The sequence below is a fragment of the Streptomyces sp. CMB-StM0423 genome (assembly GCF_002847285.1).
Lineage (GTDB): Bacteria > Actinomycetota > Actinomycetes > Streptomycetales > Streptomycetaceae > Streptomyces.
In genome coordinates, this window is the sequence record NZ_CP025407.1 from 17,340 (window position 1) to 33,884 (window position 16,545).

The following is a 16,545-nucleotide window of genomic DNA, read 5'->3' on the forward strand; positions in this document are numbered from 1 at the left end:
CGGCATGTTTCCGGTCGATTCCGTGGAGTCGGTTACCAGGTGACCCAGCCGATCACCGTGGTATAGGCGTCGCTTCCGATGTCGACCACCTTCTTCCCGGCCTCCTTGACCAGTCCGATGTGCCGGACAGCCCGGCCAATCTTGGAGAGCACGGGCGGTAGCGCGGCGGCTCCGAGCGCCTTCCAGAATTCGCTGCTTCCCCAGCCGTAGGCGAATCCGCTGATGATGGCGCTGCCGCCCTGCATGGCCCAGGAGAAGAGTCCGAGGCTCACCGCGAGTGGGGCGGCGATCGGTGCGGCCGGCGGGAACAGGGCGACGAGCCCGGAAATGACGGCGAGACCTCCGGCATACGTGCTCCAGTGGCCCAGAGCCTCCGCCCAGTCCTTTGGGTCGTATATGTCTTCCGGCCACAGACCGAGCCACTTTGTGTCGCCGTCGTCGTCGTTCTCCTCGTTGTCGGCGGGATGGATGTGGTACTGCTCCGCCTCCCGTTGCCGCTCCAGCTCTTCTTCCGCCTGCCGTTTGAGTTCGGCTTTCAGCTTCTCCGCGGCGATCTGGTGCGCCTCGGTGGCGGCCACGGCGGCGGCCCGTGCGTCCTTCCCGGCCTGGATGGCGGAGGCCCTGGCGGCGGTGGCGGAGGACTGCGCCTGCAGCGCGGACGCCACCGCCTGCCCGGCGGACAGGGCCGCCCGCTTGGCCGAGTAGTTGGCCGTACGGGCCGCACCCCGCGCGGTGGCCGCCGCCGCCTTCGCGGACTGCGCCGACTGCTTGGCGGCGGCGGCCGAGGCGTCGGCGTCATCCGCGTTCTGCTTCGCCTCGGCGGCCGAGTCCGCGGCGGCCTTCGCCCAGCCCTGTGCCTTCGACGCCCACTCGGCGGCCTCCTCGGCGGCCTGCCGGGCCTCGGCCGCGGCCTTGGAGGCCACCGCGGCGTCCTCCTGCGCCTGGGCGGCGATCCTGGCCGCGTGGGCGATGGCGGCCCGCATGGCCGCCACATGGGCCGCGTGGTCCTCGTCGATCCGGGCGATGTTGAACTTGTCCTTCAGCACGAAGGCGCGCCGCATCCGGGCCGAGCCCTCCAGCACGATCTGACACGCGGCCTTCATGTACGGGCCGCCGGAGTCGAGGAGAGTGGCCACCTCGACCCGGTCGTCCTCCTTGACCGCCTCCGCCCACTCGTAGGTCAGGAAGCGGTGCATCGCCTCAGCCGTCCCGGCATCCAGTGCCGCCTGGGCCTTCGCCTGCACGGCCCGCCCCGTGTCGGCGCCCAGGATCCGCACGATCTGTATGCGGTACTCCTCGGCCGCGGCCTCGATGGCCCCGTGCGTCAGAAACGCGGCCGGCGCGTCCGGGTCGGTGCTCGCCAGCGCCGAGACAGCCGCCGCCACCACATCGGAGACGGCGGACTTCGCCAGCGTGAGGGTGTTCTCCTGGTCGTCCTGGCGTTGGGCGAGCGGACGGTCCACGTCGATCCAGTTGAGGACGTCGTCCTCGCTGCCGGACAGCGCGAACTCGGCCGCCTCCCTGGTCCAGGAGCCGGTCGCGTCCAGGAGCCTGACGGCGGCCCTGCGGCCCTCGGTGACCGCTGTGGCGGTGTCACCGGACTGGTACGCCGCCTCGGCAGCGGCGATCAGGTCCTTGATCGCCTGGGACGTCTGGCCCGACTGGTCGAGGTCCTGCTGAAGCAGGCGGGTGTCCTCCGCCTCCTCCTGCGCGAGCACCCGGGCCTCCTCGACGCCGATCTGGGTGTCCTCGGCCAGCTTGGCCATGTCGGCATCCCGTGCCGCCTGTTCCACCTCCGCGGCCTCCTTGACCGCGTCGGAGGCGGTGTTGGCCGCCAGCACCGCCGCCGTCGCGTACTCGGTGGACCGCTTGGCGTACTCGATCGCCTCCCCGGCGTGCTCCGCCGCTTCCTCGGCGGCGGCCGCCGCCTTGTCGGCGTGGTTCGCCGCGCTGTTGGCGGCGTCGCGTGCGACGCGTGCCGCGGCCGCCGCCCTGTTCGACAGCGCCTGAGAGGTAGTCGCGGCCCGGGTGGCCCTGGCGGCGGCGGCATTGGCCTCGGCGGCGGCCCGGCGGGCCTCGGCTGCCTGCGCCTGGGCGGCACCGGCGGACGTGGCGGCGGCCGCGGCGGCACCGGCCGCCGCCGCGGCGTTCTGGGCCGCGCTCGCGGCGGCGGAGCCGGCGGACGATGCCTTGGACGAGGCGATGGCAGCCTGATCGGCGGCCGCAGCAGCGGTGCGGGCGCGGCGCGCGGCGTCACGGGCACCCTCGGCGGCGGCACGGGCGGCCGACGCCTGGGAGGCGTCCTTGGATGCGGCGATGGCGGACCGGTAGGCACGCGAGGCGGCCCGACCGGCCGCCGCGGCGGCGGCAGCGGCTGCCTGTGCCGCCCGGGCGGCACGCTGGGATGCGTTCTGTGCCTGCCGGGACGCGGCGATAGCCGTACGGGCGGCACTCGCGGCTCCGCGGGCGGCACTCGCGGCGTTGTTCGCGGCCCGCGCCGACCTGCGCACGTCCCCCTGGGCGGCCGCTGCTTCCTCGGCAGCCTCCAGAGCGGCGGCCTTGGCCTTCTCGGCGGCCTCCTTCGCCTTCTCGGAGGCGGCGACGGCCTGCTCCGTACTGAGCTTGGCCTTCTCGCCTTCGCGCTCCACGATCTCGACCAACTGCTCGATCTTCGCGGCCTCTTCGTCCCGGGCGCGGGCGATGTACTGGCCGGAGACGAGGAACCGGTGAATGGCCTCGGGTGATCCGTCGTCCAGGGCTCGCTGTGCGTACTCCCTCACCCACGGCGTGGCTGTCGCGAGCAGGTAGACGACCTCCACCCGCTCGTCCTCGTTCCTGGCCGTGTACTGGATGTCGTCCAGGAAGGCGCGCAGGGCGGTCTCGCTACCCGCGTCCAGAGCCTCCGACGCCTTCTGCCGGACCGTGGTGTCGGAGTTGTTCATGATGACGGTGACCGCGACCCGCAGATCCTCCATCAGGGAGGGCTGGAAGCCCCCCGCCAGATAGGCGGTGACCGCGTCGTCCCCGCCGGACAGGGCCGTGTCCGCCGAACCTTGCACGGCCCGGTCGGCGTAGGGGAGAGCGGCGACGATGGCGAAGCGGTTGTCCTCCGCCTGCAGCACGGGCAGTTCGGTGGTGAGGAATACGGAGATCGCAGCCGGGCTCCCCGTCAGGGCAGCGGCCGCGGCTTCCTGAACCCGGCGGCCGCCGGTCTTGTAGGCCCAGACGGCTTGCCCCCGTTCCGTGTCCGGCAAGCCGGTGTCCGTACTGCGGGTGCCGACGGCGTGGGCCGGCGTGGCGGACCAGGTGACGATGGAGGGCAGAGCAGGGGCTGCGGCTGCGCCGGCGATCGTGGCGAGGACGCGGCGTCTGTTCCATAACGAGTGAGACATGGCAGGCATCCTTCCCGTAAGCGATCCAAGGGGAAAAAGGATGCGGTGTCCCAACCACAGGGCGGGCCAACGCGGTTGACTGCCGCGCCGCATCCTGTGGGGAGCAAGATGGACTGTACATGCCAAAGACTCGAGGTGGCAGACCGCAGACGCGGAGACCTGTTCGCGTATCCGGGTGCCCCCCGCAGTACGACGTGTTCCTACCCGTCTTGACCGGGTTCCTGCTGCGGCGGCCGATGTGTACGTGTACGCCTGGCCAGCAGCGGGGAACCCGAGTTGCCGAGGCACTCGGCGAGCAGTGGGGCCCGCACCCGACGTACTTTCCACGCCACCGCCCGGTTGACGCACCGCCACGCCCCAGCCGGGCCTACGCCGCGTCTGGGCACCGCATTGCCGCAGCCGGCTTTCCGGCGGGTCCTCGCCCGTGGCGGGTGGCGTGGTAGATACCGTCAAGGACTGGTTCAGCGATGACGAGCCGCCGTCGAGCGATAGCCAGGCCCCTGCGAGCCGGGAGAAGCTGGCGGCGGGCAAGGCCGAGTCGGCGGCGAAGCGGGGCGTTCTTCCACGAGACGAGCAGGAGTCCGGTGCTGGTGATCCCGGCGCCGTTCACTGGCAGACGGGCCCGGCCCCGAAGTTCGGATCGAGCCGGGCCATGTCGTGGACGTCGCCCTCGAAGATGGCGGCCTCGGCGCCGAGCCGGTACACGAGGGTGGTGAGCGTGCGGATGTTCTTGCGGTAGTCCGGCGACTACCCGTTCCGTCGAAGTCGGGCGGACTCCTCCACCAGCCGTCGGGCCGCCTCGGTCAGCGGCAGCTCACCGGAAGGCCGGCGACGCAGCCGGGCGAGCACGGGTGACCAGTCGCGCCGCAGCGTCAACAGCGGCTCTTGCCCACGGCCCGTATGCCACGCGGGCGCCTCGTGGTCGTCGTCTACTGGTGGTGCGTCGACCGGGAACGGCCGCGCCGGGCCACCCACGCCGATCGGCAGGTCGATCAGCGGCTGTGCAGCCGTGGCGGGTCGGGCCTCGTCGAGGATGCGGTACGGGTGGCAGCCACGACAGCGACCATCGCGCAGCGGGAGGTTGCCCCGGCCACAGCGCCGGCACTGCCCCCGGGCACGCTACGAGCGCCAGTGCCGGCACGGCTTGCAACGGAACCCCCGATGGTCGCCCAGGGTATGAACGGCACCTCCCGCCTTTTCGGCGAACACGTCGCCGCGTTGCCTCATATCACCGCGTGGTTCCGTTCGCTGCACCGTCCTCCGCTCCCCGGCGGGACGCCCCGCGCGGGCCGGCCGCCGGGTGGCGGACCAGGCTCAGCAGTACCAGCGCGCACAGGGTCGCCCCCGCGGCGACCGCCGCGAGTACGGCGGCCACCGCGAGGTGCTCGAACAGCACGCCCGCCGTCCCGTACGCGAGAGGGCTGGCCACGAAGACGGCGGCGCCGAACAGCGGAATGACGTGCGGGCGCAGGTCAGCCGGCGGTCGCAGCGTCAGCAGCGCGACGGCGGGCGCGGTCACTCCGGGCAGGAACATGCAGCAGGCCCCGATGGTGAGGGCCGCGGTGACGGCCGGCTGGTCCCACGGCAGCAGCCACAGCATGACGGCGGCGCCCACACCGCCGCATGCCGCGAAGTGCACCGGTGGGATCCGGCCGGCCAGCCTGGCGACGACGACGGTGCCCACGGCGGTTCCGCCGCCCCACGCGGCCATCAGCCAGCCGACCACATGCGGATCGGAGTCGTAGCGGGTCTTGGCCATCACCGGCAGTGCGAGCAGCACGACTGGCATGAGCAGGCCGTACCCGAAGGCGGCGAGCGACATCCGTTTCAGCACCGGGTCCCGGAGCACGAAGGACAGGCCCTCCGCCATCTTGCTCGCCGATATCGGCTCCGGCGTCCGCTTGCGGTGCGGCAGCCCGAGCAGCAGCACCGCCGACAGCGCGAACGTGGCGGCGTCGACCCACAGCACGTGAAGCGGGCCGAACCCGGCGATCAGGAATCCGGCGGCCGCCGGGCCGACCAGCCGCGCCGTCGAGGTCGCGGTCTCGAACAGGGCGTTGGCCGCGGTGACGATCCGCTCGTCCGACCCGAGGGTCTCGACCAGCAGCATCCGCTGCGAGGGCAGGTAGGCCGACGCGATGCAGCCGAGGAGGGCCACGATGACCAGCAACGCCCAGAATGGCAGCGCCCCCGCCAGGTACAGCGTGGGCACCGTCGCGATCAGAACCGCGCCGACGGCGTCGCCCACGATGGACACCCGGCGGGCACCCCACCGGGCCACGAGCAGGCCGGCAGGCATGCTCAGCAAGGGCACCGGCAGGATCTGGACGACGAACACCAGCCCCATCCGCGCCGGCGAGCCGGTGGTCATCAGGACGAACCACGGCAACGCCAGTGTCGTCATCTGAGTGCCGATGGAGGAGACGAACTCAGCGACGATGACCCTGCGGAATTGCCCGCTCCGCATAGGTGAGCGCTTCACCGGCGCGGTCGTGCTCACCGGGCGGACGGTGCCGGGCCGCCGGTGCCGCCGTGGCTGCCCGTCACCACGCCACCGGCAGCCGGTGCACGCCGTAGACGGTCATGTTCGAGCGCGTCGGGATCTCGTCCGGCTTTGCGGCCAGCCGCAGGCCCGGGAACCGCCGGAGCAGCGTGGAGTACCCGATGCGCAGCTCCAGGCGGGCCAACTGCTGCCCGAGGCACTGGTGGATGCCGTGGCTGAAGGTGAGGTGGCCGACCTCGCCCTGGGTGATGTCGAGGCGGTCCGGGTCCGGGAACTGGTTCGGGTCACGGTTCACGCTGGGCAGATGGATCAGCACCGTGTCCCCCTTGCCCAGGGTCAACCCGTCGAGCTCGACGTCCTCGGTGGCGGTGCGCTGCACGCCCACATGCACGACGGTGAGGTAGCGCAGCAGCTCCTCGACCGCGCCTTCCATGAGCGACTCGTCCGCGCGCAACACTTCCATCTGGCGCGGGTTGCTCAGCAGCGCGTACGTGCCGAGCGAGAGCATGTTCGCCGTGGTCTCGTGCCCGGCGACGAGCAGCAGCAGCGTGGCGCCGATCGACTCCGGCAGGCTGATCTCCTCCCCCGACACCAGTACGCTCAGGACGTCGTCCGCCGGCTCGGCCTTCTTGCGTGCGAGGAGCTCACCGGTCAGCTCGACGAGGTCTCCCAGCGCCTGCTGCACCTCCTGGGGCTCGACGTCCAGACTCAGCAGCTTCTCCGAGTCGCCCTCGAAGCGGTCCCGGTCGGCGACCGGCACACCCAGCAGCTCACAGATCACCTGCGAGGACACCGGCACCGCATAGTCCGCGACCAGGTCCGCGGGCGACCCCTTGGCCAGCATCGCGTCGGCGTAGTGCGCGGTGATCTCCTCGATGCGCGGCGCAAGCAGGCGCATCCGGCGCAGGGTGAACTGGCCGGCGAGCTGCCGCCGGAAGCGGGTGTGGTCCGGCGGGTCCATGTGCTCGAACAGGCCTGGGATGTCCGCTTCCAGGTCCGCCGCGCGGTTGGACGGGAACGCCAGGTGCTTGTTCGTCGGGGCCGAGCTGAACCGCTTGTCCGACAGGATCGACCGGCCCAGCTTGTAGCTGGTGACGAGCCAGCCCTCGTACCCGTCGGGGAAGGTCATACGGGAGACCGGCTCCTGGGCGCGCAGCGCCTCCGGAGGGTCGAACGGCCGCTCCCGGAGCGTGGGCAGCCCGTTGGAGAGGGGACACGTCGCGTCGTCAGTCATGTCTACCTTCATTCCGCCGTCGGTCTGACGGCTCCGGTGGATGGATATCGAGCCGGTCTGATGGCACCTACTGGTCGCCCGGCGCCTCGCCCTCTTCGGCCCGCACGCGGTCGCGCAGCTGCGAGACGGTGAGCTCCGGGTGGCGCGCGACCAGCTCCAGCACCCGCGGCCACTGGCGCACCAGCGCGCCCATCACCGGCGGCGCGATGCGGTCCGGCGAGTACACCCACAGGCCGCGCAGTTCTCCCGCCACCTCGCGGGCCACCAGGTAGAGGTCGACGTTGTGCGGCTCGATGGCGGCGATCAGCTCCGGAAGCGGGGTCTCGTCGCCGATCCGCACATCCAGCGGCGTCACGTCGAGTCCGTCCAGTGCCAGCGTGGTGCTCGGTACGCCGAGCAGGTTGAGCATCACGCGCAGGGGCAACTGATTGCCGTCCCCGATGACGCCGTCCTCGATCAGCGCACGCATCGGTACGTTCTGATGCGCGTACGCGTCAAGCTCGGCCTGCAGGACCTGCTGGATCAGCTCGCGGAGGGTCGGGTCGTCCGCCATCCGCGAGCGGTTCAGGATGACGTTGATGAACGGGCCGACCATCGACTTGGTCTCCGGCCGTTCGCGGCCGGCCAGCGGATGGCTGACCGCGATATCGGTGGCGTCCGAGTAACTGTGCAGCAGCACGTGGAACGCGGACATCAGCATCATGAACAGGGTCACGCCCTCGCGGCGGGCGGCCTTCCGCACCGCGGCCATGGCCTCCGCTCCGATCACGACCGCCTGGCTGTAGCCCTCGATGAAGTCGTCCTTCTGGTGCTCCGGCGCGTCGAAGACCAGCGTGTGTGCCGCGCCGTCCAGCTCCCCGCGCCAGTGCTCGATGTGCTCGTCGAGCGCGCCGACGGCCAGCAGTTCCTGCTCCCACACCGCGTAGTCCAGGTGCTGGACCATCACCTCGGGGAGTTTCGGCCGCCGCCCGGAGGAGTGGGCCGCGTACAGCTCCGACAGCTCGTTGACGATCACGATGAAACCCCAGTGGTCCACCAGGATGTGGTGGGCGACGAGTACCAGCGCGTACTCCTGGTCGGAGAGCCGCACGAGCAGACCGCGGACCAGGTTCCCGTCCTCGATACGGAACGGCCGGTTCGTCTCTGCGGTGAGCAGCTCGCGCAGCTTCTCGCGCTGGGCCTGCCCCCGGTGCACGCTCAGGTTGACGGTGTCGATCGGCCACGCGGGGCTGCCGTCGGCGACTTGCCGGGTCACCGAGCCCTGCCGGACGTAGCGGGTGCGCAGGATGTCGTGCCGCCGCACCAGGTCGTCCAGGCCGCGACGCAGCGCGGCGACGTCCAGCTCGCCCCGCACGCGCCACGCGGTGATGACGCCGTGATGCGGGTGGTCGGGGCCCACCGGCTGGAGCAGGAACTCAAGCTGTCCGAAGGACAGTCCGACGCCGTCGCCGCGATCGGCCTTGGGGATCGGCGCGTGCAGCAGGTCGGCCGCGTCGACCGTAGCGGCGCGCTCGTCGTCCTCGCGGACCGGCTCGACCGCGCCGGCCTCGATCTCGCGGGCGCACCGGGCGACGGCGCGCAGCGCGTCAAACCAGGTGTCGGCCAGCTCGCGCACCTCGTCCTCCGAGAGGAGCGAGGCCGCCCAGCTCCAGTTGGCCACCAACTGCGGGCCGTCCGGGCCGTCCTGCGTGACGGCGTTGACCTCCAAGGGGTGGAGCAGCGGCCGGACCCCGGTGGTGCCGGGCGCGCTGTCGTCGCGCAGCGGCATCCACGGCTTCCCCTCGTCGGTGACGGGCACGCGGCCGAGGTAGTTGAACAGCACCTGCGGCGCGGGCAGTGCGGCGAGCGTCGGCGCGGTCTGCAGGTCGAGGTAGCGCAGCAGCCCGTAGCCGAGGCCGCGCTCCGGGATCGATCGCAGGTGTCTGCCGGTCCCCGCGACTGCGGCTGCCAGCCCGCTGCCCGCCCTGGTCACGTCGTCCCAGGTCAGCCCACCGAAGTCGAGGCGGACGGGGTGGACGCTGGTGAACCAGCCCACCGTGCGGGATAGGTCGACGCCCTCGACCAGGTGCTCGTGCCTGCCGTGGCTCTCCACATCCAGCACCACCGGAGCGTCGTCCGCCCCCGTCCGGTGGGCGTGCCACCGCTGGACGGCGAGCCCGAAGGCCGTCAGCAGCACGTCCTGGATGCCGCGGTGGAATGCTGCGGGCGCCTGCCCGACGAGCGTTGCGGTGTCCTCGGCCGGCAGGGTCACCGACAGCCGGCCCGAGGTGCCGGTGACGTCGCGGTCGGCGTCCAGTTCCCCGTCCACCAGCGGCGCTGCGTCCCGCAGGATGCGCTCCCACACCGGCAGTTCGGCGCGGTGCCGTGTGGTGCTTGCGGCGGAGGCCACTCCGGCTGCCCAGCCACGCAGCGACGTCGTCGCAGGAGCGAGGTCCGGTTCGCGGCCCGCGGACACCGCGTCCCACGCGGCGGCGAGGTCGGTGAGGAGGATCCGCCACGACACTCCGTCGACCGCGAAGTGGTGCACGGCAAGCAGCAGCCTGCCCGCGCGGCCCGCTCCGGCGTCGAACCACACCGGCTGGAGCATGGCGCCCGCGGCGGGGTCGAGCCGGTGCTTGGCGGCGGCGGTCTCCTCGTCGGTCAGCGCCCGCGCCTCCGCGTCGGTCAGCCCGCTGGTGTCGACGCGGCGCAGGACGTCCGCGACCCGTACCGCGCCAGGCTCGTCCGCGAAGAGCGACCACTGCCCGTCGGGGCCGGTCACCAGCCTGGTGCGCAGCGCGTCGTGCCGGTCGACGACGGCCTGCAGTGCCGCGGTGAGCCGGACTTCATCCACATCGGAGGGCAGGCCGACGGTCGCGGAGAGGTCGAAGCCCACCACGGAGCCGCCCAGTTGCCGCTGCCGTTCCATGACCGGCAGCAGCGGGATCGCGCCTGTGCCGACGTCCGCGACGCTCGCGGCGGTGACCTCGCCTGCCGAGCGGGCGACCTGGGCGATGCCGGCCACCGTCTGGTGTACGAACACGTCCCTGACGGTGAACACCAGTCCGGCCGTGCGGGCCTGTGCGACGAGTTGGGTGGCCTGGATGCTGTCCCCGCCAAGGTCGAAGAAACCGGCCTCGGCGCCGACTTCGGGGACCCCGAGTACCTCGGCGTACACCCCGGCGAGTGTCCGCTCGACCGGCGTCACCGCCGCCCGGGAATCCGTGCCCGCGCCGAGGTCCGGTGCCGGCAGCGTGCGGCGGTCGAGCTTGCCGTTGCCGGTCATCGGGAACGCGTCGAGCACCATCACCGCGACCGGCACCATGTACTGCGGCAACCGTTCGGCCACGAACGCCCGCAACCTGGCAGGCTCGGCGTGGGCGCCCCGGGCGAGCACGACGTAGCCGACGAGGTACTTGCCGCCGGAGGGCTTATCACGCACCACCACCGCGGCGCCCGCCACGGCGGGGTGTGCGTCGAGGGCCTTCTCGATCTCGCCGGGTTCGATGCGGAAGCCGCGGATCTTGACCTGGTCGTCGGTACGGCCGAGGTACACGATTCGCCCGTCCGTACGCCGGCGGACCAGGTCACCGGTCCGGTACATCCGCGTCCCCGGCGCTCCGTACGGGCAGGCGACGAACCGCTGTGCGGTCAGCCCGGGTTGCCCGAGGTAGCCGCGGGCCACGCCCGTGCCAGCGAGATACAACTCGCCCGGGACGCCGACGGGCACCGGTCGCAGCCGCTCGTCGAGCACGTACGCCCGGGTGTCGTCCATCGGCATGCCGATCGGCACGATGCCGTCGACCACATTGCAGGTGGTCTGCCGGACGGCGAACGTCGTCGTCTCCGTCGGCCCGTACACGTGAACGAGTGAGGTCTGCGGCCACGCGGCCAGCGCCCTAGCGAACGCCAGGGGCGAGTGGGCCTCGCCGCCGGTCCATACCTCGGCCACTCCGGCCAGCTCCGCGGGATCGCGTTCGACCAGCAGATTGAACAGGGCGGTCGTGAGGAACACAGCGGTGACGCGGCGTTCGCCGATGGTGCGCACCAGGGTGTCGGGATTGAGTTCACCGGCTGGTGCGACGACCACCTCACCGCCGGACAGCAGCGGCACCCACAGCTCGTAGGTGGAGGCGTCGAACGCGGCCGGGGAGTGCATCAGCACCCGCGTGTGGTTGCCGCCGCGCCATGCGCGGTCGAAGGCGAGGCCCACCACGTTCCGGTGGGTGACCGCCACGCCCTTCGGCCGTCCGGTGGATCCGGAGGTGTACATGACGTAGGCGACGCGGTCCGGACCGCCTTCGGGCGCGAGGCCGACGGCCTCCTCTCCGGTGCCTGTGCCGGCGGAGAGTTCGGCGGCCACGTCGAGCACGTGCACCCCCGCGGGGACGGGGTGCTCCGGATCCTGCCCGTCCACGAGGAGCACGCTCGCTCGGGTGTCGGCCATGATCAGCCGCATGCGGGCCCCGGGATAGCGGGGGTCCAGCGGCACGTATACGCCACCGGCCTTGGCCACGGCGAGGATCGCCACGGGCAGCCGCACGGAGCGCTCCATCAGCAGGCACACCGCGTCCTCGCCGCCGCCGGCGCCGATCCCCAGCTCACGCAGCCGAGCGGCGAGCCGGTCCGCGGCGGCGGCCAGCCCGGCGTAGGTCAGCCGCTCGTCGCCGTGGCTGACCGCGACGGCGTCCGGGGTGCGGGCCACCTGCGCCTCGAACAGCTCGGGCAGCGTGGCCACGGGCATCTCGCAGGCCGGGCCGTTCCACTCTTCGAGCACGTGGTGCCGCTCGGCGGGGGTGAGCAGGTCGAGGTCGCCGACCGGTCGGTCGGGGTGCCTGATCATCGCCAACAGCACCTGGCGCAGCCTGTGCGCCATGGTGCGTATCGTCTCCTGGTCGAAGACGTCGGTGTTGTATTCGATGCCGCCTTCGATACCGCCCGGCGTGCCGTCGGCCGCAAGGCGCTCGTGGAGCAGGAAGACCAGGTCCATCCGTGCCGTGCCGGTGCTCACCACCATCGGCGCCGCCTCGACCCCGGGCAGCTCCAGGCTCGCGTCGGTCACGCTCTGCCAGGAGAGCATGACCTGCACGAGCGGGTGGTGGGCCATCGACCGGGTCGGCCGCAGGCTGTCCACGAGGGCCTCGAACGGGATGTCCTGATGGGCGAGCGCCTCAAGGGTTCCTTCCCGCACCGCCCCGAGCAGTTCACGGAACGTCTGGCGGTCCGAGAGCTGCGTGCGCAGCACGAGGGTGTTGGCGAAGAAGCCGATGAGGTTTTCGGTGGCCTGGTCGTCGCGGCCTGCGGTGGCCACGCCGACGGGGATGTCCGCACCGGCGCCGAGCCGGCGGAGCAACACTGCCAGCGCCGCGTTGAGGATCATGAACATGCTTACGTCGCAGCCGCGGGCCAGGCGTGCCAGGCCCTCGTGCAGGTCCGCGTCCCAGCGGAAGGTGAGGGTGTCTCCGTCGTGGGACGCCTCGGCGGGGTGCTGCCGGTCGACCGGGAGGGCGATCCGCTCGGGCAGGCCGTCCAGCGCACCGCGCCAGTGGTCGAGTTGGCGCGACCACGTGCTCTCGGGGTCGTCCTGTGCGCCGAGGTACCGGCGCTGCCAGAGGGTGTGGTCGGCGTACTGCACGGGCAGTGGCGCCCACTCGGGTGCGTGGCCGGCCAGCCGCGCGCGGTAGGCGACCGCCAGGTCGTGGCGCAGCGGGGCCAGCGACCAGCCGTCGGCCGCGATGTGGTGGACGACGACGACCAGCACGTGTGCCTCGGCGCCGACCCTGAACAGTTCCGCGTGCAGCGGGATCTCGGTGGTCAGGTCGATCGAGTGCCGGACCGCGGCGGCCACCGCGTCGTTCAGGCTGTCCTCGCCGATCTCTCGCACAGGCAGCGCGGGCCGGGCCTGTTCGGGGGCGAGGACGTGCTGGCAGGGCACCGCTCCCGGGTCCTGGAAGACGGTTCGCAGGGACTCATGGCGCGCGACCACGTCGACGAGGGCGGCCCGCAGGCAGTCCGCATCCAGCGCCCCGGTCAGACGCAGCACCACCGGAAGGTTGTACGTGGCCGAGGGGCCCTCCATCTGGTGCAGGAACCACAGCCGCCGCTGAGCGAACGACAGCGGCAGCGGATCGGGCCGGGGCATGGGGCTCAGCGCGGGCCGCGCATCGCCGCCGCCCTGCCGGATCAGCTCGGCCAGTTGGGCAACGGTCGGCCTCTCGAACAGGCCGCGTACCGGCACCTCGACGCCGAGCATGCCGCGGATCCTCGCCACCAGCCGGGTGACCAGCAGCGAGTGCCCACCAAGGTCGAAGAAGTTGTCGTCGATGCCCACCTCGGGCAGGTTCAACACCTGGGCGAACAGAGCGCACAGGGCCTTCTCCCCGGCGTCGCGGGGTGCGGCATGGGCCGTGGCCGCGCGGGTGCCCTGGCCCGGCTCGGGCGCGGGCAGCGCACCGCGGTCGGTCTTGCCACTGGGGGTGCGCGGCAGCTCATCGAGGAACACGAACGCCGACGGAACCATGTAGGCGGGCAGCTGGTCGTTCAGCCCGGCCCTCAGGTGACGACTCAGCTCGTCGAGTGGGCCGGCCGCCGGGTCCGGTACCAGGTAGGCGACCAGGCGCTGATCGCCGGGCCGGTCCTCGCGGACCACCACCACCGATTCCTTGACCTGCTCCTGCCACATCAGCACCGTCTCGATCTCGCCGAGTTCGATCCGGTAGCCGCGCAGCTTGACCTGGTGGTCGAGCCTGCCGAGGTAGTCGACCCTGCCGTCCACCCGGCGCCGCGCCAGGTCCCCGGTGCGGTAGAGACGGTCGGCGAGGTCAGATTCGAACGGATTGTCGATGAACTGCTTCGCCGTCAGCTCCGGCCGGTCGACGTATCCCCGCGCCAGCCCGTCGCCGCCGATGCACAGTTCGCCGGGGACACCCGGCGGCACCGGGCGGCCTTCGGGGTCGAGAATGTGCACCTCGGTGTTGGCGATCGGTCCGCCGATGGTGATCGTGTCGTCCACGATCCGGGTGCCCAGCGAGTAGATCGTGGTCTCGCTCGGACCGTACATGTTCCACAGGTCCACGCCCCCGGCCAGCAGGCGGCGCGCCAGGTCCGGCGGCAGCGCCTCGCCGCAGATGAATCCGCGCAACCCCGGGCTGCCCGGCCAGCCGGCGTCGAGCAGCATCCGCCATGTGGACGGGGTCGCCTGCATCACGGTCGCGCCGGTGGCTGCCATCTCCGCGGCCAGCAGTCCGCCGTCGGTGGCCACCTCCCGGGTGGCAAGCACCACCCGGGCGCCCTCGACCAGTGGGAACAGCAGCTCCAGGGTCGCGATGTCGAACGACAGCGTGGTGACCGCAAGCAGGCTGTCGTCGGCGTCGATGCCCGGCCACTGCTTCATGGCCCAGAAGAGGTTGCGCAGCGCACGGTGCGGCAGTTGGACGCCCTTGGGGCGGCCGGTCGAGCCGGACGTGTAGATCACATAGGCGAGGTCCACGCCCGTCACCGGCTCATCGAGCGCCTCGGCAGGCTCGGCGGCGATCTCCTCGCGCAGTTCGTCCACGCACAACGTGGCGGCCGCGGACTCCGGCAGGCCGGGCGCCACCGAGCGCTGGGTGATCAGGACCGGCAGCCGGGCGTCCTCGATCATGAACGCCATGCGGTCCGCGGGCAGCTCCGGATCGATCGGCACGTAGGCGCCGCCCGCCTTGAGAACGGCCAGCACCGCCACGACCATGTCGAGCGAGCGCTCCAGGCAGATCCCGGCCATCACGTCGCGCCCGACACCGAGGCGCTTCAGCCTGCGGGCCAGTCGGTTCGCGGACGCGTCGAGCTGGGCGTAGGTGAGCATCTCGCCCCGGCAGTACACCGCCTCCGCGTCCGGTCGCAGCGCCGCCTGCCGTTCGATGCGCTGGTGCGTGAGCAACTGGTCGGGCCACTCGTTGCGGGTGTCCGTCCGCTCCCTGCGCTGCTCGCGCTCCTCTTCCTCGGTCAGCAGCGCGACGTCCAGGATCGGCCGCTGCGGGTCGGCGAGCAGGTTGTCCAGCAGCACCTTCAGGTGGCCGGCCATGCGGTCGATGGTGGCGGCGTCGAACAGCTCGGTGTTGTACTCGAACCAGCCGCTGAGGGCGTCGCCCTGCTCGAACACCTGCAGTTCGAGATCGAACCGTGCGGTCGAACTGGCCACCTCCATCAGCTCCAGGCGCAGCCCGCCGGCCTCGAACTCGGGCATCGGGATGTTCTGGAAGACGAACGACACCTGGAAGATCGGCGACCGGGACAGGTCTCGCTCCGGGTGCAGCTCCTCTACCAGCCGCTCGAACGGCACCTCTTGGTGGGCGAAGGCGCCGAGAGCCGCGCCGCGCACCCGGCCGAGCAACTCCGTGAAGGACGGGTTGCCGGAGACGTCGTTGCGGATCGCGAGCGTGTTGACGAAGTAGCCGATGAGCCGCTCGACCTCGGGCTGCCCGCGGTTGGCCACGGGCACGCCGACGACGACGTCCTCTTCCCTGCTGTACCGGTGCAGCAGCACGACGTAGGCGGCGAGCAGGGTCATGAACGGAGTGACGCCGGCGGTTCGGCTGAGCTCCCGCACCCCGTTCATCACGGCGGCGGACAGGTGGAAGGGCCGCGAGCCCCCGGCCGTGCCCAGCACGGCGGGCCGCGGCCGGTCGGTGGGGAGCTCCAGGATGGGTGCGGCGCCGTGGAGCGCTTCCTTCCAGTACTCCAGCTCGGCCGCCAGACCGGGGCCGGCCAGCTTCTTGCGCTGCCAGGCCGCATAGTCGGCGTACTGGACGGGCAGCTCCGGCAGCCTGGCCTCGGTGCCGGTGAGATAGCCCTGGTACAGCGCGACCAGCTCGCCGATGAGCACCGAAGTCGACCACAGGTCGGCGACGATGTGGTGCATGGTGAGCAGCAGGACGTGCTCGTCGGGAGCCAGCCGCAGGAACGTCATCCGCATGAGCGGCCCGGTGCCCAGGCCGAAGGGGCGGGCGAACTCCCGGCGCGCCAGCTCGTCGATGCCCGCCTGGCCGCCGGGGCCGCGCAGGTGCCCGCATTCCTCGACGGTCAGTTCCAGCTCACCGGAGTCGTGCACGACCTGCACTGGCTCGCCGTCGACCTCGTCGAAGGTGGTGCGCAGCGACTCGTGCCTGCGGACGATCTCCGCCAGGCTCCGGCGCCAGAGCTCCACGTCCAGCGGGCCGTGCAGCCGCACCGCCGCCGGGATGTTGTAGGCCGCGCTGCCCAGGTTCAGCTGGTCCAGGAACCACATGCGCTGCTGAGGGAACGACGCGGCGAAGCTCCGCCGGCGCGGCGGCGGAGGATTGCCGTCCGTGCGCCGCAGCCGCTCCGCCAGGAGTTTGCGCTTCTGCTCCGCCGTGAGGCTGGTCAGGTCGAACTCGGTCATGCGCGAATCTCCTGATCGTTGGTCTCGACGGCGGAAC

Annotated in this window: 4 protein-coding genes; all 4 read right to left on the reverse strand. The window is 71.8% G+C overall.

Going from position 1 to position 16,545, the window contains the following annotated elements; all coding sequences use genetic code 11:
* Window positions 1–32: 32 nt before the first annotated feature.
* The 4 genes from CXR04_RS00080 to CXR04_RS00095 all read right to left on the reverse strand — a co-directional run bounded on the left by CXR04_RS00080 (window position 33) and on the right by CXR04_RS00095 (window position 16,508).
* Window positions 33–3,392 carry an ALF repeat-containing protein gene (locus CXR04_RS00080; RefSeq protein WP_234379952.1) on the reverse strand — a complete coding sequence of 1,120 codons (3,360 nt, stop codon included), beginning with the start codon at window positions 3,390–3,392 and terminating at the stop codon, window positions 33–35.
* A gap of 1,228 nt (window positions 3,393–4,620) precedes the next feature.
* Window positions 4,621–5,859: an MFS transporter gene (locus CXR04_RS00085; RefSeq protein ID WP_101419862.1), complete on the reverse strand. Its 1,239-nt coding sequence runs from the start codon at window positions 5,857–5,859 to the stop codon at window positions 4,621–4,623.
* A 76-nt stretch (window positions 5,860–5,935) separates the two neighbouring features.
* Entirely contained in the window at window positions 5,936–7,129 is a 1,194-nt protein-coding gene (locus CXR04_RS00090) for a cytochrome P450 (RefSeq protein ID WP_101419863.1), read from the reverse strand.
* Window positions 7,130–7,196: 67 nt separating this feature from the next.
* Window positions 7,197–16,508, reverse strand: coding sequence for a non-ribosomal peptide synthetase (locus CXR04_RS00095; RefSeq protein ID WP_101419864.1), 9,312 nt, complete (start codon window positions 16,506–16,508; stop codon window positions 7,197–7,199).
* Window positions 16,509–16,545: the final 37 nt, after the last annotated feature.

What these genes read in the sequence shown, in the direction of transcription:
- CXR04_RS00090 (WP_101419863.1), bottom strand. Translation starts at nt 7,129, where the DNA reads ATGACTGACGACGCGACGTGTCCCCTCTCCAACGGGCTGCCCACGCTC.
- CXR04_RS00080 (WP_234379952.1), bottom strand. Translation starts at nt 3,392, where the DNA reads ATGTCTCACTCGTTATGGAACAGACGCCGCGTCCTCGCCACGATCGCC.
- CXR04_RS00095 (WP_101419864.1), bottom strand. Translation starts at nt 16,508, where the DNA reads ATGACCGAGTTCGACCTGACCAGCCTCACGGCGGAGCAGAAGCGCAAA.
- CXR04_RS00085 (WP_101419862.1), bottom strand. Translation starts at nt 5,859, where the DNA reads ATGCGGAGCGGGCAATTCCGCAGGGTCATCGTCGCTGAGTTCGTCTCC.